Raw genomic sequence first — 25,194 nt, 5'->3', positions numbered from 1 at the left:
CTGGAGTGCGGGGCGATCTAGCCTGCCGGTGTGACGCCTGAGGAACTGCTCGCCGCTGACCGCGAGCACGTGTGGCACCCGTACGGGCCGATGCCCGGCGTGCGGGAGCCGTTGCTCGTCGAGTCCGCGCGGGGCGTGCGGCTGCGGCTCTCCGACGGGCGCGAGCTGATCGACGGCATGTCCTCGTGGTGGGCCGCGATCCACGGCTACCAGCACCCGGTGCTCGACGAGGCCGTGCGCGACCAGCTCGGGCGGATGAGCCACGTGATGTTCGGCGGCCTCACCCACGAGCCCGCTGTGCGGCTGTGCGCGCGGCTCGCGGAGATCACCCCGGAGCCGCTGCGGCACGTGTTCCTGTGCGACTCGGGCTCGGTCTCCGTCGAGGTCGCGGTGAAGATGTGCTTGCAGTACTGGCGTTCTCGCGGTCTCGGGGCGAAGCGGCGGCTGCTGACCTGGCGCGGCGGCTACCACGGCGACACCTTCCAGCCGATGAGCGTGTGCGACCCGCAGGGCGGCATGCACAGCCTCTGGAGCGGAGTGCTGCCCGAGCAGGTCTTCGTGCCCGCGCCGCCCGCCGGCTTCGACGCGGACATGGACACCGCGTACGTGCAGCTGCTCGCTGACGAGATCGAGCGCCACGCCGACGAGCTGGCCGCGGTGATCATCGAGCCCGTGGTTCAGGGCGCTGGCGGCATGCGCTTCCACAACCCGCGCTACCTGCACGTGCTGCGCGAGCTGACGCTGGCCAACGACGTGCTGCTGATCTTCGACGAGATCGCGACGGGCTTCGGCCGCAGCGGCGCGCTTTTCGCCGCCGGCCACGCGAGCGTCAGCCCCGACGTCATGTGCCTCGGCAAGGCTCTGACCGGCGGTTACCTGTCGATGGCCGCGACGCTGTGCACGCCTGAGGTCGCTGACGGCATCTCGCGCGGAGAGCTGCCGGTGCTCGCGCACGGGCCCACGTTCATGGGCAATCCGCTCGCTTCGGCCGTCGCCAACGCCTCGATCGACCTGCTGCTCCGGCAGGACTGGGCGGGGGAGGTCGCCCGCGTGGAAGCCGGTCTGCGCGCGGGTCTCGCTCCGGCTTCGCGGCTGCCCGGGGTCTGCGACGTCCGCGTGCAGGGCGCGATCGGCGTGGTCCAGCTCGATCACGCGGTGGACATGGCGACCGCGACCAAGGCGGCGACGGAGCACGGCGTGTGGCTGCGCCCGTTCCGCGACCTGATCTACGTCATGCCGCCCTACATCAGCACGGACGCCGAGGTCAGTGCCATTTCCGCTGCTGTCGTGGCCGCCGCCGGGGTTGGGTAGCGTGCGGGCGATGACCTTGCTTGTCATCACAGGAACCGGGACCGAGGTCGGCAAGACCGTCGCCACCGCCGCCGTCGCCGCGCTCGCCAGGGACGCAGGGAAGCGGGTCGCCGTCGTCAAACCCGCGCAGACCGGGGTGAAGCCGGGCGAACCGGGCGACGTCGACGAGGTCGTGCGGCTCGCGGGGGAGCTGACCGCGCGGGAGCTGGTCCGCTACGACGACCCGCTGGCCCCCGAGGCCGCCGCGCGCCTCGCCGGGCGGCCCCCGATCAGCCCCACCCAGGCCGCAGAGGCCGTCACCGAGCTGGTCGAGGACCACGACGTGGTGCTGGTCGAGGGCGCGGGCGGGCTGCTCGTGCGCTTCGACCACACCGGCGGCACCCTCGCCGACCTCGCGTGGACGTTGCGCGCGCCCGTGCTGCTCGTCGCCGCTGCGGGGCTCGGCACGCTCAACACCACGGCGCTGACGGCGGAAGCGTTGCGGCACAGGGGAATCGAGTGCCTCGGAGTGCTCGTCGGATCGTGGCCTTCCGCGCCCGACCTCGCCACGCGCAGCAACCTCCTCGACCTGCCCGTCGCCGCGCGCGCACCTCTGCTCGGCGTGCTCCCGGCGGGGATCGCCCAGCACGACCGCGCCGGCTTCCTCCGCGTCGCGCGCGCCCACCTGGCTCCGCAACTGGGCGGGGAGTTCGACGCCGTGGCCTTCGCCGAGCAGAACTCACCGTGACGTTGACCGCACTTTCCTGCGGCTTTCTTCGGGCAGACTGCTGCCCGAGCCGCCTCTGAGACAAAGGAGTTCCGGGTGACCGTCGCCGACACCGACGTGCTGGACATCGCGCGCGAAGTTGTTCTGGAGCGCGGGGAGGGCCTGCCCGAGCAGGACGTGCTGCGCGCGCTGCGGCTGCCCGACGAGCGGCTGCCCGAGCTGCTGGAACTCGCCCACCAGGTCCGGATGCGGTGGTGCGGCCCCGAGGTCGAGATCGAGGGCATCATCAGCCTCAAGACCGGCGGCTGCCCCGAGGACTGCCACTTCTGCTCGCAGTCCGGGCGCTTCCCGACGCCGGTGCGCTCGGCGTGGCTGGACATCCCCGGCCTGGTCAAGGCGGCCGAGCAGACCAGGGCGACCGGCGCGACGGAGTTCTGCATCGTCGCCGCGGTGCGCGGGCCGGACAAGCGGCTGCTGACCCAGGTGAAGGCGGGCATCGAGGCGATCCGCGCCTCCGGCAACGACATCCAGATCGCGTGCTCGCTCGGCATGCTCACCCAGGAGCAGGTCGACGAGCTCAAGGCGATGGGCGTGCACCGCTACAACCACAACCTGGAGACCGCGCGCTCGCACTTCGACAAGGTGGTCACCACGCACACCTGGGAGGAGCGGTGGGAGACCCTGCTGATGATCCGCGAGGCGGGCATGGAGGTCTGCTGCGGCGGCATCATCGGCATGGGTGAGACCGTCGAGCAGCGCGCCGAGTTCGCCGCGCAGCTGGCCGAGCTGGGCCCCGACGAGTGCACGATGAACTTCCTCATCCCGCAGCCGGGAACGCCGTACGAGAACTACGAGGTCGTGCCGGGCAAGGACGCGCTGCGCACCGTCGCCGCGTTCCGGCTGGCGCTGCCGAAGGCGCTGCTGCGCTTCTCCGGCGGGCGCGAGCTGACCTTCGGCGACCTCGGCACCGAGCAGGGCATGCTCGGCGGGATCAACGCGATCATCGTCGGCAACTACCTGACCAACCTCGGCCGCCCCGCCGACAAGGACCTGGCCATGCTGACCGAGCTGAACATGCCGATCAAGGCGTTGAGCGAGACCCTGTGAGGGCCTCCGGCGTGTACTGCGAGACTTGCGGGAAACCACTGGCGGACAATGAGCACGCGGTGTGCGAGCAACGGCGGGCGATCAACCCGCCGAGGTACTGCCGCGAGTGCAGGCGGCGGATGGTCGTCCAGATCCTCCCGACCGGCTGGTCAGCGCGGTGCAGCGCGCACGGAGCGATAGAGGGTTGAGGTAGAACGGCAGTGACCGAGGAGCAGGGCGGGCGTGCGGCACCGGTGCGGATTCCGGCGGTCACGGACTCCGACTTGGACTACTACGACCCGCCCTTCGCACTGCCGGAACCGCCCCGGCCCAGGGTGGTGGTGAAGGCCGACCTGCTGCCCGCGCTGAGCGCGTTCTCCTTCATCTCGCTGCTCGGCGCGCCGGTCGCCCTCGCCTGGTCGCTGCTCGCGCCCGGTGAGCGCAAGGTCGTCAACTCCAAGGGCGAGCTGGTCAGCCTGCCCTGGGAGAGCTACCACCACTACGACGCCCTCGCCGTCTTCCTGATGATCACCCTGGGCGTCGGGCTGATCACCGGCTTCGGCATGTGGCTGCTGCGACGGCGGCGCGGGCCGGTGATGATGATCGCCACCGGCCTCGGCTCCGCCGCCGCCGCCGCGCTCGCCATCCAGCTCAGCGGCCTGTTCACCGGGTGGTGGTACCCCGTTCCCGCGTCCTTGCAGGTCGGCGACGTGCTGTTGCAGGCTCCGGCGCTGACGCTGTGGTGGGCCGTGCTCGCCCAGCCCACCACGGCGCTGCTGGCCTACGGCGTGGCCGCCGCGTGGAACGGCACCGACGACCTCGGCCGCCGCTTCGACCGCTGAGGTCTGTGCGTCTTCAGGTTGCTCCAACTCCGCTTGCTCCACATCTGCCTGTTCCACATTGTGGAGTAAGTTGGAGCAAGTGTGGAGCAACGGCGTTTTCGCTGCTCAGGGCGCCCATGGGGCGGGAAGCGCCCGTTGTTCCACATTGTGGAGTAAGTTGGAGCAAGTGTGGAGCTGCGGGCTGTCGCAGGTCAGCGGGTTGCATGGCGGTGACGCGTGAGCTTCAGGCTGAGTCAGTCGCGTCTCCGACCGTAGGGAACACATGAAAACGCCCGCTCCTCCGCCAGAGTTCGAGAAGTTCCTGAAGAAGATTCAGGAGGAGCAGCCTTCCCGACTTATTCAGATCATCTCCTCGGTTCCGCAGTCCGAGATGGGCGCTATGGCGGAGTATCTGCCATGGGACAAGTTTAGGTACAAGTTCGTCCCGTCGGCGGGTATGACCATCGAGGAACTCTGGTTCGTAGCCAAGTTTGCTCGCATAGCGATGCAGCGCACTCTGCCGCTTGAAGATAGCGCAGGGAAGCCGTTTACCTATGCATTGCCTGATGTGGTCTTCCGTGCCGTCGAGGAAGTGAATCGAAGTGCCAGCGGCAGCATTACCTTGAGTGAGCAGGTGACGAACCAGGCCACGCGGGACCGTTACTTGGTGAGTTCCCTCATGGAGGAAGCGATTACCTCCAGTCAATTGGAAGGTGCTTCTACCACTCGTCGCGTGGCGAAAGAAATGATTCGCACGGGGCGTGAGCCCAGGGATCAACATGAGCGCATGATTCTCAATAACTACCACGCAATGCGCTTCGTTACCGAGTTGGCGGATGAGGATCTCACTCCGGAGCTGATCTGTGAAATTCATAGAATAGTTACGGATGGGACGCTGGAGAGTCCAGCTGCCTCGGGTCGATTTCAGCTTCCAGGTGAAGGAAGGGTTGCCGTATACGACGAGGAGGGCAAAGTTCTCCATGTTCCTCCGGCTGCAATCGATCTCCCTGGGAGAGTTGCTCGTCTGTGCGAATTCGCCAATTCGGGGTCGGACGATCGGCAGGCGTACGTTCCCGCAGTTCTTCGGGCGATAACGATTCATTTTATGCTTGGTTATGACCATCCGTTCGAAGATGGGAATGGGAGGACCGCTCGCGCTCTCTTCTATTGGTCAATGCTTCGACAGGGATTCTGGTTGACCGAGTTCTTGTCGATCTCCAGGATCCTCAAGGGTGCGCGGGGAAAATATGCTCGGAGTTTCCTCTATACGGAGCAGGATGACAACGACCTGACCTACTTCCACATCTACCATCTCGAGGTAATTCAGCGTGCAGTGCAGGAGTTGCACCAGTACTTGGCTCGAAAGATGGAAGAAGTGAGGTCATTCCAGGAATCTCTTTCGCTTTATCCTGGTGAGTTCAACCATCGTCAACTTGCTTTGCTGGAGGGGGCCGTCAAGAATCCTTCCGTTCATTTTACGACAATATCCCACTCGCGCAGTCACGGTGTCACGGTGGAAACCGCAAGGAGGGACTTGACTGCCCTTGAGCAGAAAGGTCTCTTGCAGCGCATTCGAGTGAGCAAGGCGCTGCACTGGATTCCCGTCAGAGATGTCGCCGAGAAGCTGAGAAGCGAAGCTGGGGATCGCGGCTAGCTGAGCTGTGCAAGAGATCCGCCGCCGACTGGCGGGTTTGTGGTGGTTGGAGACCTCTGGGACGGGGTTCGGCGTACTTGAAGACGGGGGAACCCCGAAGGTCGAGCCGGGTCAGTTGTTGGCGAAGTCGGCGGCGAACTCGGAGAGCGGGGCGGGGACGGCGCGCAGGGCTCGGAGGATCTCCGCCTCGCGCTTGAGCAGGCCGCGGACCATGCGCAGCCTGCGCACGGGGTCGCCCTCCTCCAGCAGGTGCTGGCGGTCGTCGAGCGAGAGCAGGCAGTCCTCGGCGAGCACGTTGGCCAGCGTGGTGAGGTCCTCGGTCGTGCACGGCTCGCGCCAGTCCTCCTCGCGCCACGCGGTCGCGCAGTAGCCGCGGTGCGCGGCGCGGGCGAGGTCGGCGAGCTTGGCGACGAGGTCGGGATCGGTGACGGGCGCGTCGGGCAGCCACTCGATCTGGGCGAGGAGGTACGGCGCGGCGCGGTGGTCGACGTCGACGAGCCGGAAGCGCCGGTGTCCGCGCACGACGACGTCGTAGCGGCCCTCGGGGAGCTGGCGAGCCTCGCGCAGCACGGCGGAGCAGCCGACGTGGTGCACGGCGGCCATGTCGTCGGTGCGGATGTCCCATCCCTGGCGGACGGAAACCACGCCGAAGGTGCGGTCGGGGCGCAGGCCCTTCACGAGGTCGACGACGAGCTGGCGGTAGCGCGGCTCGAAGATGTGCAACGGCATGGACGCTCCCGGCAACAGCACCGCGCCAAGGGGGAAGAGGGGAAGCGTCTCAGTCATTTGCCTGACATTAAGGCCATCGTGCCGCGCGCGCCGGGCGGTCGGCGGGGGGTGGGCGGAACACGGCGAAGGGGTCGGTGACTTGCAGACCCCGTGCGGCGAAGCGGAAGAGCGCGGCGGGCCGGCCGCCGGAGGGGCCGGGCGGGGCGGTGCTGCCGGTGGGTTCGAGCAGACCGCGCCGGGAGAGCACGCGTTGCAGGTTGGTCGCCGAGACCCGGTAGCCCAGGGCCGCCGAGTAGAGCTCGCGCAGCGTGGAGACGGTGAACTCGCGCCCGGCGAGAGCGAAGCCGAGGTTGGTGTAGGAGAGCTTGGCGCGCAAGCGGTCCCGGGCCCGCTCGACGATCGCGGCGTGGTCGAAGGCGGACTCCGGCAGCCCGGCGACGGAGTGCCACGCGGTGTCCTCGGGCAGCACGGGGTCGACGTCGCAGGGGACCAGCCCGAGGAAGGCGGTCGCCACCACGCGCTCGCCGGGAACGCGGTCGGGGGCGCTGAAGACGGCCAGCTGCTCGACGTGGGTGAGCTGGCGGACGTCGACCTTCTCGGCGAGCTGGCGCCGGATCGAGCCCTCGACGTCCTCGGTCGGGCCGAGCCTGCCGCCGGGCAGCGCCCAGCGCCCCTTGTCGGGGTCCAGGGCCCGCTGCCAGAGCAGCACCTGGAGTGAACCGGATCTCACCTGGAGCACGGCTGCTAGCACCTCATGTACTGCCATCGCTGGAATTGATACCATCTCCCCTGTTTTCGCTTCTAAGGCGAAAACCCGGGTGACGGGCAAGCGCCCGGCACGCACGCGAGGAGAACCCGATGAGCACAGCGGAGATCGCCCCATACGGCGGAGTCACCCCCGACGCCGCCTGGGCCGAGGAAGTGCGGGAACTGGCACGTCAGCGCGACGCGGTGCTGCTCGCGCACAACTACCAGCTCCCGGAGATCCAGGACATCGCCGACCACACCGGCGACTCCCTCGCGCTGAGCCGGATCGCCGCCGAGAGCGAGGCCTCGACGATCGTGTTCTGCGGCGTGCACTTCATGGCCGAGACCGCGAAGATCCTCAGCCCGGACAAGACCGTGCTCATCCCGGACGCGCGCGCGGGCTGCTCGCTGGCCGACTCGATCACCGCCGACCAGCTCCGCGCCTGGAAGGCCGAGCACCCCGGCGCCGTGGTCGTCTCCTACGTCAACACCACCGCCGACGTGAAGGCGGAGACCGACATCTGCTGCACCTCCTCCAACGCCGTGGACGTGGTGCGCTCGATCCCCGAGGACCGCGAGGTGCTCTTCCTTCCCGATCAGTTCCTCGGCGCGCACGTGCGGCGCGAGACCGGGCGGGACAACGTGCACGTGTGGGCGGGGGAGTGCCACGTGCACGCCGGGATCAACGGGCCCGAGCTGGCCGACCGCGCCGCCGCCTTCCCGGACGCGGACCTGTTCATCCACCCGGAGTGCGGCTGCGCGACCTCGGCGCTCTACCTCGCGGGAGAGGGCACGGTTCCCGCCGAGCAGGTCAAGATCCTCTCCACCGGTGACATGGTGAAGGCCGCGCGCAGCACCTCGGCGACCTCGGTCCTGGTCGCCACCGAGGTGGGCATGCTGCACCAGCTGCGCAAGGCCGCTCCGGAGATCGAGTTCCTCGCGGTGAACGAGCGCGCCTCCTGCCCCTACATGAAGATGATCACCCCGGCGGCGCTGCTGCGCGGCCTGCGGGAGAACGCCGACGAGGTGCACGTGGACGCCGAGACCGCCCGCCGGGCGCGCGGTGCCGTGCAGCGCATGATCGAGATCGGCACGCCCGGCGGTGGCGAGTGACGGCGGCGCTGCGCGAGGTCGGCGCGGCGACCTGGGAGGCCCGCGCTGACGTCGTCGTGGTCGGCACCGGCGTCGCGGGGCTGACCGCGGCGCTGACCGCGCACGAGCTGGGCCTGCGCGTTCTGGTGATCACCAAGGCATCGGCCGAGGACGGCAACACCCGTTGGGCGCAAGGCGGTGTGGCCGTCGTGCTGCCCGGCCAACACGATGCGGGCGACTCGGTGGACCGCCACATCGCGGACACGCTGACCGCCGGAGCCGGGCTCTGCGAGGAGGCTGCGACAGCCGCGATCATCCAGGACGGCCCGGCCGCCGTGCGCAAGCTGATGCGGCTCGGCGCGGCCTTCGACCTCGGCGAGGGCGGTCGGTTCGCCCGCACCCGCGAAGGCGGTCACAGCGCGTTCCGCGTGGTGCACGCGGGCGGGGACGCGACCGGCGCGGAGGTCGAGCGCGCGCTGCTGTCTTCGATCCGCGACGGCCGGATTCCCTTGCTGCACAACCACATCGCTGTTCAGGCTCTGCACACGCCAGCCGGCCAGGTCGCCGGGTTGCAGGTGCTCGACGGTGACGGAGTGCCCGGCGTTCTGCGCGCCCCGGCGGTGTTGCTCGCGACCGGAGGGCTTGGCCAGCTCTTCCAGGCGACGTCCAACCCGGAGGTCGCGACGGCGGACGGGCTCGCGCTCGCGCTGCGCGCCGGGGCGGCCGTCGCGGACGTGGAGTTCGTCCAGTTCCACCCCACGGTCTTGTTCACCGGAGCCGGTGCGCGCGGGCGGTGTCCGCTGGTCACGGAGGCGGTGCGCGGTGAGGGCGCAGTGCTGGTCGACGCGTTCGGCGAGCGCGTGATGACCGGTGTGCACCCGCTCGGCGACCTCGCTCCGCGTGATGTGGTCGCTGCCGCGATCAGCCGTCGGATGGCGGAGACCGGCACCAACCACGTGTACCTGGACGCGACGCACCTCGGCAGCGATGCCTTCCGGCGGCGGTTCCCCACGGTCCACGCCGCATGCCAGTCGGTCGGCGTCGACCCTGCGACCGACGGCATTCCCGTTGCGCCAGCGGCACATTTCGCGTGCGGCGGCGTGATGTCCACTGTGGACGGACGAACCTCGCTGACCGGGTTGTACGCGGCGGGCGAGGTGGCGCGCACCGGACTGCACGGCGCGAACCGCCTGGCCTCCAACAGCTTGCTCGAAGGTCTGGTCGTCGGAGCACGGGCGGCGCGCGCGGTCGCGTTCGACCTCGGCGCGGGCCTGCTCGGCGATCCGCGCGCGGTGGAGATCATCGACCTGCCCGCCGCTCCGGTCGCGGTTCGCGAGCCGTTGCAGGACGCGATGAGCCGCTACGCCGGAATCGGTAGAGAAGCAAAGGGGATCGCGGCGGCGCTGAGCGTGCTGGAGTCCTCTGTGCACCGTCCACTGAGGACACATCGCGCGGTGGAGGACGCCGCGCTCGCGTTGACCGCGCGGGCACTGCTGACGGCGGCCGACGCGCGCACGGAGTCGCGGGGCTGCCACGTGCGGCTGGACCACCCGGACCGCGACGACGCGCGGTGGCTGAGGAGCTTGCCGCTGCGCTTGGACGTGTCCGGACAGCCTGTACTGCTCAGCGCGATCGCCTTGGGAGGTGCGGCGTGAGACCCCTTTCGCCGGAGACGCAGATCAACCTCGCTGAGGCGGGCCTGGACCTGGAGGACGTGCGCCGGGTCGTCGACACCGCGCTCAACGAGGACCTCCGCTACGGCCCGGACGTGACGACGTTGGCCACCGTGCCCGCCAACGCGATCGCCGTCGCGGACATCAACCCGCGCGTGCCCGGCGTGCTCGCGGGCGGACCGCTGGCGTTGGCGGTCTTCGATGCGGTCCTCGGAGTCGGCGGTTACCAGGTGCTCGGCGTGCGGCCGGACGGTTCGCGGTTGCAGGCCGGAGAGTCCGCGTTGCGGATTCGTGGGCCGGTGCGGGGGCTGCTGACCGCCGAGCGGACCGCGCTCAACCTGCTGTGCCACCTCTCCGGCATCGCGACGACCACCGCGGAGTGGGTCGCGGAGATCGAGGGCACCGGCTGCGTCGTCCGGGACAGCCGCAAGACGCTGCCCGGGTTGAGGCTGTCGCAGAAGTACGCGGTGCGCTGCGGCGGCGGGCAGAACCACCGCCTCGGCCTCGGCGACGCGGTCCTGATCAAGGACAACCACGTGGTCGCGGCCGGATCGGTCGGTGCGGCGTTCAAGGCGGCGCGCGCGCACTCCCCGGAGCTGGAGTGCGAGGTCGAGGTGGGTTCGCTCGCCGAGCTGGACGAGGTCCTTGCCGAGCGCGCCGAGCTGGTGCTGCTCGACAACTTCACCGTCGAGGAGTGCGTGGAGGCCGTTCGCCGCACCCGCGCGGCCGAGGCACCCGCCCGGTTGGAGGCCTCCGGCGGGCTCAGCCTGGGCGTGGCGCGGGCCTACGCGGAGACCGGAGTGGACTTCTTGGCGGCCGGCGCGCTCACCCATTCGGCCGTCGCCCTCGATCTGGGGATGGACTTGGAGTAGGTCATTCGGTGTGCTGTACCGGACATCCGTGCACACCGGGTGAGCAAGATGAAGTTTCAATAAGGATTGAGCCGAAACGATCACCCGGATGGTCCACGCGGGCGCTCGTTTCCGTTAGTATCTGCCGCAAGTTAACGGTGAATATGAACGTCGCTCGGATCTCTCGGAGGTAACTCGGTGACCACCTCCTCGGACTCCTCGGACTCCTCAGTCTCCATCGGGCCGGTCTCCACCGAGACCGCCCCGTCGCAGCCGCGCGTCCTGCTGCTCTCCAGCGGCGTGCGCGAGCACGACTGGGCGTGCGAGCGGCTCGGCGACGACGCCTGGCTGATCACCTGCTCCGGTGAGGAGACGCTGCTCGCCGACGCGCTCGCCGACATGAAGCTGCGCTGGGGAGTTCCGGACCGCGTCGTTCCGCTCGACGGCCGCAGCATCCCGCTGGCGGCGCTGCTGCGCGCCAGCCTGGGACTGCCCGCCGCGCAGGCCGACGCGTTCGTGTCGAGCGACCTCCGCCAGACCCACCAGCGCGCCGTCGCGGCCGGGCTGCGGACCGTGCAGCTGCTCGACCGCGCCGAGCTGGAGGACTGGGACTTCCGCACCGCGGTGTTCGCCAAGCCGGTCCAGCGCGGTGCCGCGCCCGCGCGCAGGCTGACCTCCTCCTACGACCTCGCCGACCTCGACCCGGGTGTCGACATGCTCTTCGAGGAGTGGGTCGTGGCGCCGGTGTGCCACGTCGAGGGCATTGCGGTGGACGGCAGGATCGCCGCGGCGCGGCTGTTCTACTACGTCGGCCCCGGCGCCGGCCGGGTCACCGTGACCGACGAGATCGCGCTCGACCGGCTCACCGAGGCCGCCGCTGACGTGGTCGCCGGGCTCGCGCTGCCGGACGGCGCCTTCCACATCGAGCTGTTCGACCTGCCGACCAACCCGATGTTGCTCGACGTCGTCGTGCCGCTCGCGCCCGCCGAGGACCGCTCCCGGAACAAGAACTGCATCGCCTCGCGCGCCCCGCAGCGCGCTCGGGCCACCGTGACGCTGGAGGCGTTTCGCTTCACGGCCGCCTGAGTTCTTCGGTTCGTGTGGTTAGAGCCTGCGGTTGACCAGCACCGGAATGGCCGCGCGGGCGGGTTCGACGTCCTCGGGGTCGATGGCGACGACTCGCGTTTCGGGCTGAGCGTCAAGCGTCGTGTGCACCCGGCCGAAGGGATCGGCGACGAGGCTGAAGCCGATGCCGGTCGGCGCGGCGCCGCGCGCGGGGACGCCGACGCTGGCCGGGTCCGCCTGGCCGACCGCGACCACCCAGGACGTCGTGTCCAGCGCACGTGCGCGGACCAGCAGCTCCCACTGCTCGCGCTTGCCCGGCCCCGCACCCCACGACGCGGTCACGACGGTCACCTTGGCGCCGCGATCGGCCAACGCGCGGAACAGCTCGGGAAAGCGCACGTCGTAGCAGACCGCCGCTCCGACCGTGGTTCCGGCGACGTCGAAGGTGACCGCGTCCGTGCCGGGCGCGACGGTCGCTGACTCCTGGAAACCGAAGGCGTCGAAGAGGTGGATCTTGTCGTAGCCGTGGTGCCCGTGCGGCCCGGTGATCAGCAACGTGTTGCGCACGCGCCCGTCCGGCTCCGGCGTGAACATGCCCGCGAGCACCGTCACCCCGGCTTCGGCGGCGATCTCGCGGACCGCGCTCGCCCACGGGCCGTCCAGCGGCTCCGCGATCTCGGCGAGCTTGGGGCCGCCGAAGCAGGCCATCGTCGCCTCGGGGAACACGACCAGGTCCGCGCCCTCGGCCTCGCGCACGCCCTTGCGCACGAGGTCGAGGTTGGCGGCCGGGTCAGGTCCGGACACGATCTGGCAGAGGGCGATGCGCACGGGCTTCTCCTTGCTCGCTTGTATGCTCACTGTATGCAACGGGACGGGCGATGAAGTCGGGGCGGGACCGCGCGTACGAGTTCCTGCGGAACACGGTGCTCAGCGATCCCGCTCAGCAGGGCAGCTTCATCAGCGAACAGGACGTCGCCGACCGCATCGGAGTCTCCCGCACGCCCATCCGCGAGGCGCTGCTGATGCTCGCCGCCGAGGACCTCGTCCGCCTGGTGCCGAAGAAGGGCGCCTACATCGCGCCGGTCTCCGGGCGGGAGATCGCCGAGCTGATGGAGCTGCGCGGGCTCATCGAGCGGCACGCCGCGAGCTGCGCCGTCGGCTCTTCCGCTGTTGGCCGGATGCGCGAAACCCTTGCGCGGCAACGGCTCTTGGTTTCCTCTTCGGAGGGCGAGTTCATCGAGCTGGATCACGAGTTCCACTCCGCCCTGGTCGCGGCGACCGGGAACCAGCTGATGGGCCGCATGTACGAGGGCCTGCGCGCGCGGCAGATCCGCTGCGGCGTGGCCGCCCTCGTGCGTGCGCCCGGCAGGCAGGAGGCGGTGCTCGCCGAGCACGAAGCGATCGTCGCCGCCCTGGAGGCCGGGGACGTCGAGGCCGCCTCCGCCGCCATCACCCACCACCTCGAAACCACCCGCCAGGTCCTCCTCACCTCGTGACCCGCATCCTGCGCGCCGACCGGTTCACCAGTCTTCAAGACCCCCAAACCCCCGTCCCCACGGTCTTCAACGTCGGCAAACCCTCGGCCCACGTCGAGGTAGGGGGCGGTTGAAGACGACCGAGAGGTGGGTTCGCTGGTCTTGAAGACACCCCAACTCCCCAGGGGGCACGGTCAGGTGGCGGGGGTGAGGGCGCGGTCCTCGGCTTCGGCGTCGTCGGAGTCTCGGCCGAGGAAGACGCCGATGAGGGTGACGGCGCCGGTGAGGGCCAGGTAGGCGGCTACGGCCAGCCAGCTGGTGAAGGTGGCGAAGAGCCAGGTGAAGAGCAGGGGCGCGACGGCTCCGCCGATGACGCCCGCGAGCGTGTAGGCCAGGGAACTGCCGGTGTAGCGCAGGCGCGGCGCGAACTGCTCGGAGATGAACGCCGCCTGCGGGCCGTAGAGGAACGAGTGGATCGCCAGGCCGCCGATCACGCCCAGCACCAACAGGAACAGCGACCGCTGCTCGGCGAGCGGGAAGAACACGAACGGCCACGCGACCGCGCAGAGCGTCGCCACCGCGTAGGTCCTGCGGCGGCCCCACACGTCGGAGAGCGCTCCGGCGAGCGGGATCAGCACGAGCTGCGCGGCCGAGCCGATCATGATCGCGGTGAGCGCCCAGCTCTGCGGCAGCCCGAGCACCTGGGTGGTGTAGGTCAGCGTGAACACCGCGAACAACGCGTAGAGCACGTCCGGGCAGACGCGGCACAGGATCGCGGCGATCAGCGGCCGGGTCTGCGTCGTGAAGACCTCGCGAACGGGGGCGACCGGGCGGTCCCCGTGCTCGGCGATGGCCTTGAAGACCGGCGTCTCCTCCAGCTTCACCCTGATCCACAAGCCGAAGAGCACGAGCACCGCGGAGAGCAGGAAGGCCACGCGCCAACCCCAGCTCAGGAACTGCTCGCGGCTCAGCGATCCGGTCAGCACGGCGAGAACCCCGTTGGCCAGCAGGGTTCCCGCCGGTGGGCCGACCTGGGCGGCGGAGGCCCAGAAGCCGCGGCGCTCCGGGTCGCCGAACTCGCTGGAGAGCAGGACCGCGCCGCCCCACTCGCCGCCGAGCCCGACGCCCTGGGCGAAGCGCAGCAGCACCAGCAGGACCCCGGCGCTGGTGCCGATCTGCTCGTGCGTCGGCAGCACGCCGATCAGGAACGTGGCGATCCCGGTCAGCAGCAACGTGATCACCAGGACCCGCTTGCGGCCGATCACATCGCCCAGCCTGCCGAAGACGATCCCGCCGAGCGGGCGCGAGACGTAGCCGACCGCGTAGGTGGAGAAGGCGATCAGCGTCTCGGTCAGCGAGTCGCCGCTCGGGAAGAACAGGTGCCCGAAGACCAGCGCGGCGGCCGAGGAGTAGATCGCGAAGTCGTACCACTCCAAGGCGGTACCGGAGAGGCTGGCTGCGAAGGCTCGCGCCAGTGCTGAGCGGCTTGGTTGCGGGGCCATGCGTGTGATACTGACTGTATACAACACGTATGCGCAAGTGGAGGAGGATCGGCCGTGACCGAGCTGGTGTTCGAACTCCCCGACGGCTCCCGCGTTCCCGTGGCGGTGAAACACCTGCTCAACGGCGGCTACGCGGGCCGGAGCCAGGAGGATGTGGCCGCCCACGTGGCCGAGCTGGCCGAGCTCGGCGTGCCCGCCCCCTCGGTCACGCCGTGCCTGTACCCCGTCGCGCCGTACCTGGCGCAGCAGGCCACGACCGTGCCCGTGCAGCACGGCAAGACCTCGGGAGAGGCGGAGTGGGCGTTGGTGGTGACGGAGGACGACGTGCTGCTGACGGTGGCGTGCGACCACACCGATCGCGACCTCGAAGTGCACGGGGTCGCGTGGAGCAAGCAGGCCGCGCCGGACGTGCTCGGCACGCGGGCGTGGCGGTTGTCCGAGGTGGAGCAGCGCCTGGACTCGCTGGTGCTGACGGCGTGGGCCGACGACGAGGTGATCCAGCACGGCACGCTCGCCGAGCTGCTGCCGCCGTCCTACTGGCTCACGGACCTGCGCGAACGAGGGTTGTTGGAGGCCGGGACGGTCCTGCTCTCCGGCACGATCCCCATGCGCCCCGGCGTGAACCAGTTCGCGGGCTCGTGGCGCGTGGCGTTGTCCGACCCCGCGTCCCCCGCGAGCCCGCTGACGTTGGCCTACACCACCTCGCGGCTTCCCGAGCCGGTCGGCTGAGGCCGGGACAGTTCGCCTGCGGGCGGGTCAGTCCATGGCGTCGATGAGGTGGCGCATGGTGGTGACGGCCAGGGAGGGGCGGATGCGGGCGGCCTCGAAGTCGATCACCGCTTCGAGCGGCATGTTCGCGGCCTCGGCGAGCTGGGTGTAGCTCCAGCCCTTGCGCTCGCGGACCTCGCGGACGAGTTTCGCGAAGTCGCCGACCTCGTACGGCAAGAGGGCCTCTGCTTCGGTCGTCATGCGCACACGGTAGCTGTTGCAAGCCACTGGCAGGAGTTCCTAGGGTCGTCGGGTGCTCCTCACTCGCCGTCGGCGGCTCGCCGGCTCCGTCCTGATCGTCGTGGCAGCGGTCTCCGCGTGCACGACACCCTCAGCCCCCGATCGGCAGACCGGCCAGGACCGCACCGCCATGGTGCTGGCCGACGGCTACGAGCCCGAGACGCTCAACCCGCTGCTCGGCTTCGGCGAGGAGGGCGCCTCCAAGCTCTTCGACGGACTGGTGGAGCACCGCGCGGACCGCAGTGTGCGCGCCGCGCTCGCGGCCGAGGTACCGCAGCCCTCACCGGACGGCACGACCTGGACGGTGAAGCTCCGGCCGGGCGTGAAGTTCCACGACGGCACCACATTCGGCTCCGAGGACGTCGTCGCCACCTATCGCGCGGTGCTCGACCCGGCGTTCGCTTCAACGGTGCGCTCCAACTACTCCATGGTCACGGCGGTCGACTCGGACGGGCCGACGACCGTGCGCTTCACGTTGGCCTACCCCTACGCGCCTTTCGTCCACCGCATGGTGCTGGGCATCGTCCCGAGCGAGTCGGTGGCGCAGCCGGGACCGCTCGAACGCTCGCCGTTAAACGCCAAGCCGGTCGGTACGGGCCCGTACAAGCTCACCGAGTGGCGCAGGGGCGACCGCATGGTGATGGAGGCCAATGACGACTATTTCCTTGGTGCGCCCAAGGTTCGCAAGCTGACCGTGGTCTTCGCGATCGACGACAACACGCGCGCGCAGCGGATGCGCGCCGGTGAATTCGACGGGACCGCGCTGCCTCCCTTGGCCGCCAACGGCATGACCGACGTCAAGGGCGCGCAGGTCATCAAGCACTCCAGCGCCGACTACCGCACCGTGGTCATGCCGATGAACAACCCGGTGACCGGGGACCGCGCGATGCGGCTCGCGCTGAACTACGCGATGAACCGCGGCGGCATGATCCAGGCGCTGCTAGGCGGCAAGGGGCAGCCCGCGTCCACGCCGATCCCGCAGGCGCTTCCCGAGTTCGTCGAGCCCACCGCGCAGTTCCGCTACGACAAGGAAGAAGCCGCGCGCCTGTTGGAGCAGGCCGGCTGGGTGCTCGGCGCCGACGGCGTGCGGGCGCGCGGGCCGCAGCGCGCGAGCTTCTCGCTGATGTACCCGGCGGGCGACTCGGTGCGCAAGGACCTCGCGCAGGCCTTCGCCTCGGACGCGAAGGCCGTCGGCGTCGAGGTCAAGCTGGAGGGGCTCGGCTGGGAGGCCATCGAGCCGAGGATGGGCGCGGACGCGTTGGTGCTCGGCGGCGGCAACCCGTTCGACCCTGACCTGAAGTCCTACCCGCTGCTGCACTCCTCCTTTGCCGCCAACGGTTTCAACAACCCCGGCTCCTACCGCAACGCCCAGGTCGACGCGGCACTGGACGCCGGGCGCAAGGAGACCGATCCGGCCCAGCGCGTCGCGTACTACCGCCAGTTCCAGCGCGCCTACGCCGCTGATCCGGCCATGGTGTTCCTCGTCTTCCTCGACCACACCTACGTCGTGCGCGACGGCTGGACCGGCTATCAGGAGGTCGTCGACCCGCACACGCACGGCCTGACCTGGGGTCCGTGGTGGAACGTGCAGAGCTGGGTCCCCAAGGGGTGAGTTCTCGCGCGCGCGACATCGCCGCGTTGGCGTTGCGGCGGTTGGTCTTCTCTATCCCGGTGCTGTGCGCGGTCGCCGTCGGAGTCTTCCTGCTCGGCGCCGCGTCACCCTTCGACCCGATCCACCAGTACTACGGCGTGCAGATCTTCAACGCCTCGGCTTCGGAGATCGCCCAAGCTCGGGAAGCGTTGGGGCTCAACGACTCCCTGGTAGTCCAATTCGGACGGTGGGCGGGAGGTCTGCTGTCCGGTGACCTCGGCGTGAGCCGGTCGTTCCGGCAGCCCGTCGCGGAGGTCGTCAGCGAGCGCCTGCCGTGGACACTGCTGTTGGTGATCGTCGGGCTCGTGCTGGCGGTGCTGATCGCTCTGGTGCTCGGAGTGCTCGCGGCGTGGCGTCAGGGCGGGTGGCTCGACCGCTGCGTCACGGCGCTCGGCCATGCCCTGGAAGGGATTCCGCCGTTCGTGCTCGCGCTCGTCGCGATCGCGGTGTTCTCGTTGTCGCTGGGGTGGTTCCCGGTCGCGGGGCTGACCGATGCGGGTGCCGAGGCCACGTTCGGTCAAGTCACGTCGCACCTGGCCTTGCCCGCCTTGGTGTTGGCGGTGTCGCAGACGCCTTGGTTGGTGCTGCACGTGCGGCAGTCGTTGTTGACGTCCTTGGCGGAGGACCACGTGACCGGAGCCCGTGCGCGTGGACTCGCTGAACACGTCGTGGTGCTTCGGCACGCGCTGCCGACGGCGTTGCTGCCGTTCGTGACCCTGATCGGAGCGCGAGTGCCGGAGCTGGTGACCGGTGCGGTCCTCGTCGAAGAGGTCTTCTCGTGGCCCGGCGTGGCGAGCGCCGTGGTCCGCGCCGCGCTCGCCGTCGATTTCCCTCTGCTGGTGGTGCTTTCGTTGCTCGCCACGGCTGCCGTGCTCATCGGCTCACTCCTCGCCGACGTGGCCGCCGCCGTGCTCGACCCGAGGGTGGGCGTCGATGGCTGAGCGTCGTCGTAGCGCCATCGCGAACGCCTCATTTGGTGCGCTGAACGCACTGAACGGGTCGTTCAGTGCGTTAGAAGCCCTGAACGGGTCGTTTGGTGCGTTCAACTCGTCAAAGGGGCCGTTGGCGGGTGGATGTGGTGAGTGACCACGTGGTGAGTGGCCGGTGGAGGCGCGTGGGGCGGGCGCGGGCGGGCGCGTCGAGGTTGGTGTGGGGCGCGGGCACGCTTGCGGTGCTGGTGTTGGGGGCGGTGGTGCTGCCGTGGGCGGGCGGGTTGGACGAGAGCCTGATCCACTACGAGTCGGTGCGGCTGGCGCCGTCGTTGGAGCATCCGTTCGGGACGGACGCGGGTGGGCGCGATCTGTTGCTGCGGGCCTTCGCGGGGCTGCGCGTGTCGTTGTTGGTGGCGGTGCTGTGCGCGGTGATCTCCACGGTGCTCGGAGTGCTCATCGGCGGCTTGTCGGGAGCCCTTGGGGGATGGCCGGATCGGCTCGCGATGCGGTTCGTGGACACGCTGAACTCCGTGCCGCACCTGCTGCTCGGCATCGTGATCGTGGCTCTGTACAGGGGAAATCTGACCGCCGTGGTCGCTTCGATCGCGTTGACGCACTGGACGACGGTCGCGCGGATCGTGCGCGCGGAAGTGCTTTCCTTGCGAGAGCGGCCTTTCATCGACGCGGCGATCTCCGGCGGAGCTTCGAGGTGGCGTGTGCTGCACAGGCATCTCGTGCCCGCGGTGGTGCCCCAAGCGGCGATGTCGGCGGTGTTGTTGTTGCCGCACGCGGTGTGGCACGAGACGGCGCTGAGCTTCCTGGGACTGGGCCTGCCCCCGCACATGGCCAGCATCGGCAACATCCTCGCGGAGTCACGAGCGGCGGTGCTGAACGGAGCGTGGTGGGTGGTGGCGTTCCCGTCGCTCGTGCTCATCGCGACGACGCTGGCGGTGTCGGGGATGGCCTCGGTGTGGCGCGATCGCCTTGTGCCACGGCGGAGATCGGAGCTGGCGCTGTGATCGTCGAAGGTCTGTCGGTCCGATTCCTGGTGCGTGGAGCCGAAGTTCGCGCCGTCACGGACGCGTCGTTCGAGCTGAAGCCGGGGCGGCTGCTGGCGTTGGTGGGGGAGAGCGGGTGCGGGAAGTCGGTGCTCGCGTCGGCGTTGCTGGGGTTGTTGCCGGGCAACGCCGAAGTTCGCGGCAGCGCGCGGCTGAACGGGCTGGACGTGCTTGCGGCCGACGAGAAGACGTTGGCCACCAGGGTGCGCGGCCGAATGGTCGGCTTGGTCCCGCAATCGGCGGTCACGCACCTCACGCCGGTCCGCACCGCGCGCAGCCAGCTGAAAGAGGCCGTGCGCGCGCTCAAGCCGGAGCAGGACGTGGACGAGTTGGCCGTGCGAGTCGGGCTCGAACCGGAGCTCCTGGACAGGTATCCGCACGAGTTGTCCGGGGGCATGGCCCAGCGCGTCGCGATCGCGATGGCGCTGGCCGGTGATCCGCCGATCATCCTCGCCGACGAGCCGACCAGCGGGCTCGACCGGCCGTTGGTGGACCGGACGATGGACCTGCTCGCCGGGCTCGCGGAGGAGGGCAGGGCGGTCTTGCTGATCACGCACGACCTCGCGGCGGCGCGGAGGTCCGCGACCGACCTCGCGGTGATGTACGCGAGTAGGCTCGTGGAGCTGGGCGCGGCGGCGGAGGTGTTCGCCGACCCGTTGCACCCGTACACGAGCGGCTTGCTGGGGGCCTTGCCGGAGGGCGGTTTCCGGCCGATCCCGGGGCATCCGCCGGAGCTGACGCACCTGCCCGACGGCTGCGCCTTCCGGCCCCGCTGCCCGGTCTCCGACACGTGCACCGATGATCCTTCGCTCGCGCGGCACGGAGATCGGCTCGTCGCGTGCAGGCGCCCGTGCTGAGCGGGACCGGCCTGGTCGCCGGATACCGCAAGGGCGTGCCGGTTCTGTCCAATGTGGACATCCAGGTCGAGCGCGGCGCCGTGCTCGGGCTCGCCGGGCCCAGCGGCTGCGGGAAGTCGACGCTGGCCAAGGTGCTGACGCTGCTGCACGAGCCGTGGGCCGGACGGGTCGAGCTCGACGGCGAGGTGGTGCGGCGGTTCCGGCACGCCGCTCCACGCGCCGAGCGGACCGCGATCGGCGTGGTGTTCCAGCAGCCGAGGTTGTCGGTCGACCCCAGGTTCACCCTGCGCGAGATCATCGTGGAACCCTTGGCGGCCAACGGTTTCCCCGCGCAGATCGGAGAGCTGGCCGAGCGCGTGGGGCTGACCGGGGACCTGCTCGGCCGTCGTCCGCACGAGGTCAGCGACGGGCAGCTGCAACGCGCGTGCCTGGCGCGGGCGCTCGCGCTGAGACCGCGCTACCTGGTGTGCGACGAGATGACGGCGATGCTGGACGCCTCCACCACGGCCGCGCTGGTCGGCGTCGTGCAGGAGGAGGTCGGCGCGGCGGGCACGGGCGTGCTGGCGATCAGCCACGACGAGGCGCTTCTCGGGGTGTGGGCTGATCGTGTACAGCGCTGGGCCTGATCTCCTACGGTGAGGGCCATGTACGACGACGGGATCGACCTCGACGCCGTTCGCACCGACACGCCGGGTGCCCACGAGCGCGTCTTCCTCGACAGCGCGGGGTCGTCCCTCCCGCCCGAGCCCGTGCTCCGCGACACCATCAGCCACCTGCGCCGCGAGTCCGAGGTGGGCGGTTACCGCGCCGCCGCCGAACGCGCTGACGACCTGGAGAAGGGCTACGCCCTCGCGGCGAACTTCTTCGGCTGCGAGCCCGACGAGATCGCGTTCACCGAGAGCGCCACCCGGTCCTGGCTCAACGCCTTCATGGCGGTCCCGCTCGCGGAGGGCGACCGCGTGCTGATCACCGAGGCGGAGTACGGCAGCAACGCCGTGGCGATCTACCACCGGGCGCGGCAGGTCGGAGCGAATGTCGACGTCGTGCCGTCGGACTCGACCGGGACCCTGGACGTGGCCGCGCTCCGCGAGCTGCTCGACGAGCGGGTGAAGCTCGTGTCGCTCGTGCACGCGCCGACCAACAGCGGCCTGGTGAACCCCGTGCGCGAGGCCGTGGACGCCGCGCACGACGCGGGCGCTCTCGTACTGCTCGACGCGTGCCAGTCGGCCGGGCAGATGCGTGTGCGGGCCGATGAGACCGGCGCCGATCTGATCTCCGCGACCGGACGCAAGTGGCTTCGCGGCCCGCGTGGGACCGGGATTCTCGTTGTGCGCCAAGGGCTTCAGCTCAGTCCGACGCAGATCGACCAGCACGGCGCCACGTGGAGCATCCCGGACGGCGTCGCGCTTCGGCCGGACGCGCGCGTGCACGAGCTGTGGGAGTTCTCCGTGGCCGACCGGCTGGGGTTGATCGCCGCGCTGCGCTACGCCGACGAGATCGGGATCGACACCATCGAGCGCGCTGTGCGGGCTCGGGCCGACGCCCTCCGCGAAGGTCTGGCGGTCATCCCGCGCGTCCAGGTGCACGACATTGGAAGCGTGCGCAGCGGCATCGTGAGCTTCACCGTCGACGGCATCGGCGCCATGGACGTGAAGGCCGCTTTGCAGGCCAAGAGGATCACCGTTTCGGCGAGCGGGGCGCACGGCGCGCTGCTCGACATGACCCTGCGGGGGCTCACGGAGTTCGTGCGCGCATCACCGCACTACTTCGTCTCTCCTGAGCAGATCTCATCTTTTCTGGAGGCTGTTTCCGAGCTGATTTGCGAGTAGGTGCCACCTACCTGAAAATCACGGCATGCGTTCCAGGAACATCCTTCTCGCAGGTGCCTTCGCCCTGCTCGTCTCGGTGTCGGCGCCCACCGCCGCCCAGGCCACCACGTGCAACGGCGCTCGGCTGAAACTGACTTCGGGCAGCATGTCCGCCTGCTACGGGCCCGGCTCCCACGGCGTCGACAACCAGCGGACGACGTCGATCGAGGTCGCCGAGGGCTACCAGGCCACCCTGCACACCCGGGCAGCCGCGCCGAAGACCTACTTCCCCGGTACGCACATCACGGACACCAACGCCGCGACCCAGATCGTGGTCGTGAAGTTCTGACTGAATCCGAAGGTGTTTCCGAGGCGATTCGCGCATAGTCCTGGCATGCGTTCCACAAACATTCTGGTCACGGGTGCCCTCGCCCTCCTCGCCTCGATCTCGGTGTCCACCGGTGCCCAGGCGGCCGACTGCCAAGGCGCGAAACTGCGCTGGAGCTTCTCGCCCAACACGATCTGCTACTTCGCCGGCACTCACCACATCGACAACTGGCCGGGGAACTGGATCGACCCCACCCCGGGTTTCAAGGCCGTTGTTCACTTCAACCTCGTGCCGTCGAGGGTCTACGGGCCGGGCCGGGAGTCCTTGGACAACGAGGAAGTCACCCGTCTCGAGATCGTGAAGGTCTGACACTGGAAGGCCGCCTCCTCTCACGGGAGGCGGCTCTCCGACGAAGGTCGTCGTCGTGAAGTTCTGACTGAATCAGCAGGTCGTTCCGAGGCGATGTGAGCCATGGTCGCCGCACGCGTTCCACGAACATTCTTCTCGCTGCTGCCCTCGCTCTGCTCACCTCGGTCTCGGTACCCAGCAGCGCGCAGGCGGCCGTTTGCCTCGGTAGTGGCACCTACCACCTCGACAACGAGTCGGCGACGGTGATCGACATCGGCGACCGTGACAACGCCGTCCTCCACTTCAACCACGCGCCGTCGAGGCCCTACGGGCCGGGCAGGTCGTACCCGGAAGCCGTGGAGATCAGCCGCATCGAGGTCGTGAAGCGCTGACTGAAAGCCGAAGGGCTTTTGGGATTGATCGCGCATAGTCGTGGAATGCGATTACAGAAGACTCTTCTCGTGGGAGCCCTCACTCTGGCCGCTTCGGTGGTCGTTCCCACCGCTGCTCAGGCCACGACGTGCCACGGCGCACAGCTGAAGTGGACCTCCGGAACCTGGTCGCGCTGCTACGGCCTCGGCTTCCACGACATCGCGAACCAGAGGTCGATGTTGATCCACGTCGGTGGGGGCTTCAAGGCCACCCTGCACTTCCAGGGAACCCGGCCGGATGGCAGCCCGATCACGCCGCCCCAAACCTACGGGCCGGGCTCATTCATCACGAACATGGAAGGAAACAGCCTGAGCCAGTTGTTCGTCAAGAGCGCCTGAGGTGATTTGCGAGGGGTCGCGAAGTGCGTGAAAATCGTGGAATGCGTTCCACGAACATTCTTCTCGCGGGTGCCCTCGCTCTGCTCACCTCGGTGTCGGTGCCCGTCGCCGCCCAGGCCGCCGGGTGCACGGGCGCGCAGCTGAGCTGGACCTCGGGTGAATCCTCGCCCTGCTACGGCAGTGGTTCCCACGACATCGCCAACAAGACGTCGAAGTCCATCGAGGTCAGCAAGGGTTACCAGGCCACGCTGCACTTCCGGGGCACCCGCCCGGACGGCAAGCCGGTCACGCCGCCGAAGACCTACAAGCAGGGCAAGCACAACACGGACATGGACAACAACAACCTGATCGAAATCGTCGTCAAGAAGGTCTGATTTCGTTCTGGACCGAAAAGAGAAGGCCGCCTCCCGAAATGGGGAGGCGGCCTTCGTCACAGTGAGATCAGCAGGTTTTGCCGATGACCCGGGGAACGCAGTCCGCGTAGGACAGCAGCAGGTCGACGGCCTTGTCGTTGCGGGCCGTCTCCCGCTCGATGACCGTGTCACGCGGGTAGAAGCCGCCCGCGCCGCCCCCGCTCGGGTACATCTCGAAGGTGTAGGTCCAGATCTTGTGCTGGCCCCACATCCAGTCGGTGATGTCGCCGTCGGTCACGTAGAGGTCGCTGCCCTGCTGGGGCGTGTAGCCGTTGGTCTGCGCCATCTGCCTGCCCAGCGTGGAGAACGCCTTGGCCTCGTCGGCGTTCAGGCCCGGCGCGGTGTCGTCCTGGGTGTATCCGAAGGGCCACAGCACCAGCTCCGAGTAGGTGTGGAAGTCGATGTTCGCGGTGATCTGCTGCTTGCCGCCGACCACGCGCGAGTTCACGAAGTCGCGGATGCGCTGCGCCTCAGGAGTGGAGAAGGCCGAGGGGCCGCGGTAGGTCTCGCTGCCCGTGCTGCCGGAGGAACCGCCGCAGCAGCCCCACTTGTAGCCGAAGTTGCGGTTGATGTCGGTGCCGCTGGGGGCCTGCCGGTTCTTGCGCCAGCTGCGGAACTGCCCGGTGGCGATGTCGTACTCGGCGCCGTCGGGGTTCACGCTCGGCACGATCAGGATCTCGCGCGAGTCCACGACGCCCTTGATCGCGGAGTTGCTCGCGTAGCCGGTGGTGAAGCGCTTGGCGATGCGCAGGCACATCTCCACGGTCAGGTGCTCGCGGGCGTGGATGTTGCAGTTGAACAGGACCTCGGGCTCGTTCTCGTCGGAGTTCACGTTGTCGCTGATCTTCAGCATCCAGATGTCGCGGCCCTCGTGGCTCTTGCCGATGCTGGAGACCTTGGCGATGTTCGGGAAGTCCGCGGCGGCCTTGCGCAGCTCGTCGGTCATCTCCGCGTAGTTGTGGTAGCCCGCGTAACCGGAGGGGAAGTCCCGCGCGCTCGGACCGGAGGTGAGCCCGGCCAGCTGCTCCTGCACGTCACCCTGGTAGGTGACGGCGAAGCCCTTGTCGCGCAACACCTTCGCCTGCGCCTTGGTGGCGGCGACGGTCATCCGGTCGCCGTGCACGGAGTAGACGTCCACGCCCGTCGACGCGACGTCGGTGCGCAGCTCGACGGTCTTGGCGGTGACGTCGTAGACGCCGGAGGACTCGGGTGGGGCCGCGCCGGCGCCGACCGCGCCGGGGAGCAGCAGTGCCATACAGATCGCCACCAACAGGCCGCGACGCTTGCGCATGGTGTACCTCCGAGGAGA

Annotated in this window: 29 protein-coding genes; 23 read left to right on the top strand and 6 right to left on the bottom strand. The window is 69.3% G+C overall.

Annotation, left to right across the window (positions count from 1 at the left end; all coding sequences use genetic code 11):
* Window positions 1-30 precede the first annotated feature (30 nt).
* The 6 genes from ABD798_RS28970 (at window position 31) to ABD798_RS28950 (ending at window position 5,578) form a co-directional block, all read left to right on the top strand.
* A complete protein-coding gene (locus ABD798_RS28970) occupies window positions 31-1,311 on the top strand; it encodes an adenosylmethionine--8-amino-7-oxononanoate transaminase (RefSeq protein WP_344881605.1) in 1,281 nt (426 codons plus the stop codon).
* Window positions 1,312-1,321: 10 nt separating this feature from the next.
* Complete coding sequence (gene bioD / locus ABD798_RS28965) at window positions 1,322-2,038, top strand: dethiobiotin synthase (RefSeq protein WP_344881602.1); 717 nt, start codon at window positions 1,322-1,324, stop codon at window positions 2,036-2,038.
* Between the two features lie 75 nt (window positions 2,039-2,113).
* Entirely contained in the window at window positions 2,114-3,124 is a 1,011-nt protein-coding gene (gene bioB, locus ABD798_RS28960; RefSeq protein ID WP_344881599.1) for a biotin synthase BioB, read from the top strand.
* Window positions 3,121-3,312, top strand: coding sequence for a biotin synthase auxiliary protein BsaP (gene bsaP, locus ABD798_RS37300; protein ID WP_486303718.1), 192 nt, complete (start codon window positions 3,121-3,123; stop codon window positions 3,310-3,312). Before bioB ends, bsaP begins: the two co-directional genes overlap by 4 nt.
* Before the next feature lie 12 nt (window positions 3,313-3,324).
* The gene (locus ABD798_RS28955; protein ID WP_344881597.1) at window positions 3,325-3,945 is read left to right on the top strand and encodes a DUF2567 domain-containing protein; all 621 of its coding nucleotides are present in this window, start codon (window positions 3,325-3,327) and stop codon (window positions 3,943-3,945) included.
* A gap of 262 nt (window positions 3,946-4,207) precedes the next feature.
* Window positions 4,208-5,578 carry a Fic family protein gene (locus tag ABD798_RS28950; RefSeq protein ID WP_344881593.1) on the top strand — a complete coding sequence of 457 codons (1,371 nt, stop codon included), beginning with the start codon at window positions 4,208-4,210 and terminating at the stop codon, window positions 5,576-5,578.
* A gap of 111 nt (window positions 5,579-5,689) precedes the next feature.
* Here ABD798_RS28950 and ABD798_RS28945 read toward each other — a convergent pair whose 3' ends face one another.
* Window positions 5,690-6,364 (bottom strand): LON peptidase substrate-binding domain-containing protein, encoded by a 675-nt coding sequence (locus tag ABD798_RS28945; protein WP_344881590.1) that lies wholly within the window; start codon window positions 6,362-6,364, stop codon window positions 5,690-5,692.
* A 10-nt stretch (window positions 6,365-6,374) separates the two neighbouring features.
* The gene (locus ABD798_RS28940) at window positions 6,375-7,073 is read right to left on the bottom strand and encodes an NUDIX hydrolase (RefSeq protein WP_344881587.1); all 699 of its coding nucleotides are present in this window, start codon (window positions 7,071-7,073) and stop codon (window positions 6,375-6,377) included.
* A 92-nt stretch (window positions 7,074-7,165) separates the two neighbouring features.
* On the opposite strand from ABD798_RS28940, the gene nadA reads away from it, so the two are divergent.
* The 4 genes from nadA (at window position 7,166) to ABD798_RS28920 (ending at window position 11,756) form a co-directional block, all read left to right on the top strand.
* Window positions 7,166-8,167, top strand: coding sequence for a quinolinate synthase NadA (gene nadA / locus ABD798_RS28935; RefSeq protein ID WP_344881585.1), 1,002 nt, complete (start codon window positions 7,166-7,168; stop codon window positions 8,165-8,167).
* Window positions 8,164-9,801 (top strand): L-aspartate oxidase, encoded by a 1,638-nt coding sequence (locus ABD798_RS28930; protein ID WP_344881582.1) that lies wholly within the window; start codon window positions 8,164-8,166, stop codon window positions 9,799-9,801. Before nadA ends, ABD798_RS28930 begins: the two co-directional genes overlap by 4 nt.
* Window positions 9,798-10,691 carry a carboxylating nicotinate-nucleotide diphosphorylase gene (nadC, locus tag ABD798_RS28925; RefSeq protein WP_344881579.1) on the top strand — a complete coding sequence of 298 codons (894 nt, stop codon included), beginning with the start codon at window positions 9,798-9,800 and terminating at the stop codon, window positions 10,689-10,691. Before ABD798_RS28930 ends, nadC begins: the two co-directional genes overlap by 4 nt.
* 177 nt (window positions 10,692-10,868) lie before the next feature.
* The gene (locus ABD798_RS28920) at window positions 10,869-11,756 is read left to right on the top strand and encodes an ATP-grasp domain-containing protein (protein WP_344881576.1); all 888 of its coding nucleotides are present in this window, start codon (window positions 10,869-10,871) and stop codon (window positions 11,754-11,756) included.
* Between the two features lie 18 nt (window positions 11,757-11,774).
* On the opposite strand, the gene ABD798_RS28915 is transcribed toward ABD798_RS28920, so the two are convergent.
* Window positions 11,775-12,563, bottom strand: a complete 789-nt coding sequence (locus tag ABD798_RS28915; protein WP_344881573.1) for a carbon-nitrogen hydrolase family protein — start codon at window positions 12,561-12,563, stop codon at window positions 11,775-11,777.
* Between the two features lie 50 nt (window positions 12,564-12,613).
* Between ABD798_RS28915 and ABD798_RS28910 the strand changes: the two genes are divergently transcribed.
* Window positions 12,614-13,231 (top strand): GntR family transcriptional regulator, encoded by a 618-nt coding sequence (locus ABD798_RS28910; protein WP_344881570.1) that lies wholly within the window; start codon window positions 12,614-12,616, stop codon window positions 13,229-13,231.
* Between the two features lie 173 nt (window positions 13,232-13,404).
* On the opposite strand, the gene ABD798_RS28905 is transcribed toward ABD798_RS28910, so the two are convergent.
* Window positions 13,405-14,712: an MFS transporter gene (locus tag ABD798_RS28905; RefSeq protein WP_344881566.1), complete on the bottom strand. Its 1,308-nt coding sequence runs from the start codon at window positions 14,710-14,712 to the stop codon at window positions 13,405-13,407.
* Window positions 14,713-14,766: 54 nt separating this feature from the next.
* On the opposite strand from ABD798_RS28905, the gene ABD798_RS28900 reads away from it, so the two are divergent.
* Window positions 14,767-15,441, top strand: a complete 675-nt coding sequence (locus ABD798_RS28900) for a DUF2848 domain-containing protein (protein ID WP_344881563.1) — start codon at window positions 14,767-14,769, stop codon at window positions 15,439-15,441.
* Window positions 15,442-15,468: 27 nt separating this feature from the next.
* On the opposite strand, the gene ABD798_RS28895 is transcribed toward ABD798_RS28900, so the two are convergent.
* Entirely contained in the window at window positions 15,469-15,681 is a 213-nt protein-coding gene (locus ABD798_RS28895) for a helix-turn-helix domain-containing protein (RefSeq protein ID WP_344881560.1), read from the bottom strand.
* A gap of 52 nt (window positions 15,682-15,733) precedes the next feature.
* Between ABD798_RS28895 and ABD798_RS28890 the strand changes: the two genes are divergently transcribed.
* The 11 genes from ABD798_RS28890 to ABD798_RS28840 all read left to right on the top strand — a co-directional run bounded on the left by ABD798_RS28890 (window position 15,734) and on the right by ABD798_RS28840 (window position 23,846).
* Window positions 15,734-17,332, top strand: coding sequence for an ABC transporter substrate-binding protein (locus ABD798_RS28890; protein ID WP_344881557.1), 1,599 nt, complete (start codon window positions 15,734-15,736; stop codon window positions 17,330-17,332).
* Window positions 17,329-18,312: an ABC transporter permease gene (locus ABD798_RS28885; RefSeq protein ID WP_344881554.1), complete on the top strand. Its 984-nt coding sequence runs from the start codon at window positions 17,329-17,331 to the stop codon at window positions 18,310-18,312. The genes ABD798_RS28890 and ABD798_RS28885 overlap by 4 nt, the downstream gene beginning before the upstream one ends.
* Window positions 18,313-18,485: 173 nt before the next feature.
* Window positions 18,486-19,322: an ABC transporter permease gene (locus tag ABD798_RS28880; protein ID WP_344881551.1), complete on the top strand. Its 837-nt coding sequence runs from the start codon at window positions 18,486-18,488 to the stop codon at window positions 19,320-19,322.
* Entirely contained in the window at window positions 19,319-20,218 is a 900-nt protein-coding gene (locus ABD798_RS28875; protein ID WP_344881548.1) for an ABC transporter ATP-binding protein, read from the top strand. The genes ABD798_RS28880 and ABD798_RS28875 overlap by 4 nt, the downstream gene beginning before the upstream one ends.
* The gene (locus ABD798_RS28870) at window positions 20,200-20,844 is read left to right on the top strand and encodes an ABC transporter ATP-binding protein (protein ID WP_344881545.1); all 645 of its coding nucleotides are present in this window, start codon (window positions 20,200-20,202) and stop codon (window positions 20,842-20,844) included. The genes ABD798_RS28875 and ABD798_RS28870 overlap by 19 nt, the downstream gene beginning before the upstream one ends.
* 18 nt (window positions 20,845-20,862) lie before the next feature.
* Window positions 20,863-22,047, top strand: a complete 1,185-nt coding sequence (locus ABD798_RS28865) for an aminotransferase class V-fold PLP-dependent enzyme (RefSeq protein ID WP_344881542.1) — start codon at window positions 20,863-20,865, stop codon at window positions 22,045-22,047.
* 25 nt (window positions 22,048-22,072) lie between these two features.
* Entirely contained in the window at window positions 22,073-22,375 is a 303-nt protein-coding gene (locus ABD798_RS28860) for a hypothetical protein (protein ID WP_344881539.1), read from the top strand.
* A gap of 45 nt (window positions 22,376-22,420) precedes the next feature.
* Window positions 22,421-22,723, top strand: coding sequence for a hypothetical protein (locus ABD798_RS28855; protein ID WP_344881536.1), 303 nt, complete (start codon window positions 22,421-22,423; stop codon window positions 22,721-22,723).
* A gap of 95 nt (window positions 22,724-22,818) precedes the next feature.
* Window positions 22,819-23,094, top strand: coding sequence for a hypothetical protein (locus ABD798_RS28850; RefSeq protein ID WP_344881533.1), 276 nt, complete (start codon window positions 22,819-22,821; stop codon window positions 23,092-23,094).
* A gap of 45 nt (window positions 23,095-23,139) precedes the next feature.
* Window positions 23,140-23,472 carry a hypothetical protein gene (locus ABD798_RS28845; protein WP_344881531.1) on the top strand — a complete coding sequence of 111 codons (333 nt, stop codon included), beginning with the start codon at window positions 23,140-23,142 and terminating at the stop codon, window positions 23,470-23,472.
* Between the two features lie 41 nt (window positions 23,473-23,513).
* Window positions 23,514-23,846: a hypothetical protein gene (locus tag ABD798_RS28840; RefSeq protein ID WP_344881528.1), complete on the top strand. Its 333-nt coding sequence runs from the start codon at window positions 23,514-23,516 to the stop codon at window positions 23,844-23,846.
* A gap of 67 nt (window positions 23,847-23,913) precedes the next feature.
* On the opposite strand, the gene ABD798_RS28835 is transcribed toward ABD798_RS28840, so the two are convergent.
* Window positions 23,914-25,176, bottom strand: a complete 1,263-nt coding sequence (locus tag ABD798_RS28835; RefSeq protein ID WP_425549285.1) for a M14 family metallopeptidase — start codon at window positions 25,174-25,176, stop codon at window positions 23,914-23,916.
* Between the last annotated feature and the right edge of the window lie 18 nt (window positions 25,177-25,194).

This window comes from Allokutzneria multivorans (assembly GCF_039537405.1).
Classification (GTDB): domain Bacteria; phylum Actinomycetota; class Actinomycetes; order Mycobacteriales; family Pseudonocardiaceae; genus Allokutzneria; species Allokutzneria multivorans.
Note: the sequence above shows the minus strand (reverse complement) of the source record. Positions and strands in the feature narration are given on the sequence as shown.

Bases quoted from the DNA above. Each gene is read 5' to 3' on its own strand.
- bioD (WP_344881602.1), top strand. From the start codon at position 1,322: ATGACCTTGCTTGTCATCACAGGAACCGGGACCGAGGTCGGCAAGACC.
- ABD798_RS28950 (WP_344881593.1), top strand. From the start codon at position 4,208: ATGAAAACGCCCGCTCCTCCGCCAGAGTTCGAGAAGTTCCTGAAGAAG.
- ABD798_RS28945 (WP_344881590.1), bottom strand. From the start codon at position 6,364: ATGACTGAGACGCTTCCCCTCTTCCCCCTTGGCGCGGTGCTGTTGCCG.
- ABD798_RS28940 (WP_344881587.1), bottom strand. From the start codon at position 7,073: ATGGCAGTACATGAGGTGCTAGCAGCCGTGCTCCAGGTGAGATCCGGT.
- nadA (WP_344881585.1), top strand. From the start codon at position 7,166: ATGAGCACAGCGGAGATCGCCCCATACGGCGGAGTCACCCCCGACGCC.
- ABD798_RS28910 (WP_344881570.1), top strand. From the start codon at position 12,614: ATGAAGTCGGGGCGGGACCGCGCGTACGAGTTCCTGCGGAACACGGTG.
- ABD798_RS28905 (WP_344881566.1), bottom strand. From the start codon at position 14,712: ATGGCCCCGCAACCAAGCCGCTCAGCACTGGCGCGAGCCTTCGCAGCC.
- ABD798_RS28895 (WP_344881560.1), bottom strand. From the start codon at position 15,681: ATGACGACCGAAGCAGAGGCCCTCTTGCCGTACGAGGTCGGCGACTTC.
- ABD798_RS28865 (WP_344881542.1), top strand. From the start codon at position 20,863: ATGTACGACGACGGGATCGACCTCGACGCCGTTCGCACCGACACGCCG.
- ABD798_RS28860 (WP_344881539.1), top strand. From the start codon at position 22,073: ATGCGTTCCAGGAACATCCTTCTCGCAGGTGCCTTCGCCCTGCTCGTC.
- ABD798_RS28855 (WP_344881536.1), top strand. From the start codon at position 22,421: ATGCGTTCCACAAACATTCTGGTCACGGGTGCCCTCGCCCTCCTCGCC.
- ABD798_RS28845 (WP_344881531.1), top strand. From the start codon at position 23,140: ATGCGATTACAGAAGACTCTTCTCGTGGGAGCCCTCACTCTGGCCGCT.
- ABD798_RS28840 (WP_344881528.1), top strand. From the start codon at position 23,514: ATGCGTTCCACGAACATTCTTCTCGCGGGTGCCCTCGCTCTGCTCACC.
- ABD798_RS28835 (WP_425549285.1), bottom strand. From the start codon at position 25,176: ATGCGCAAGCGTCGCGGCCTGTTGGTGGCGATCTGTATGGCACTGCTG.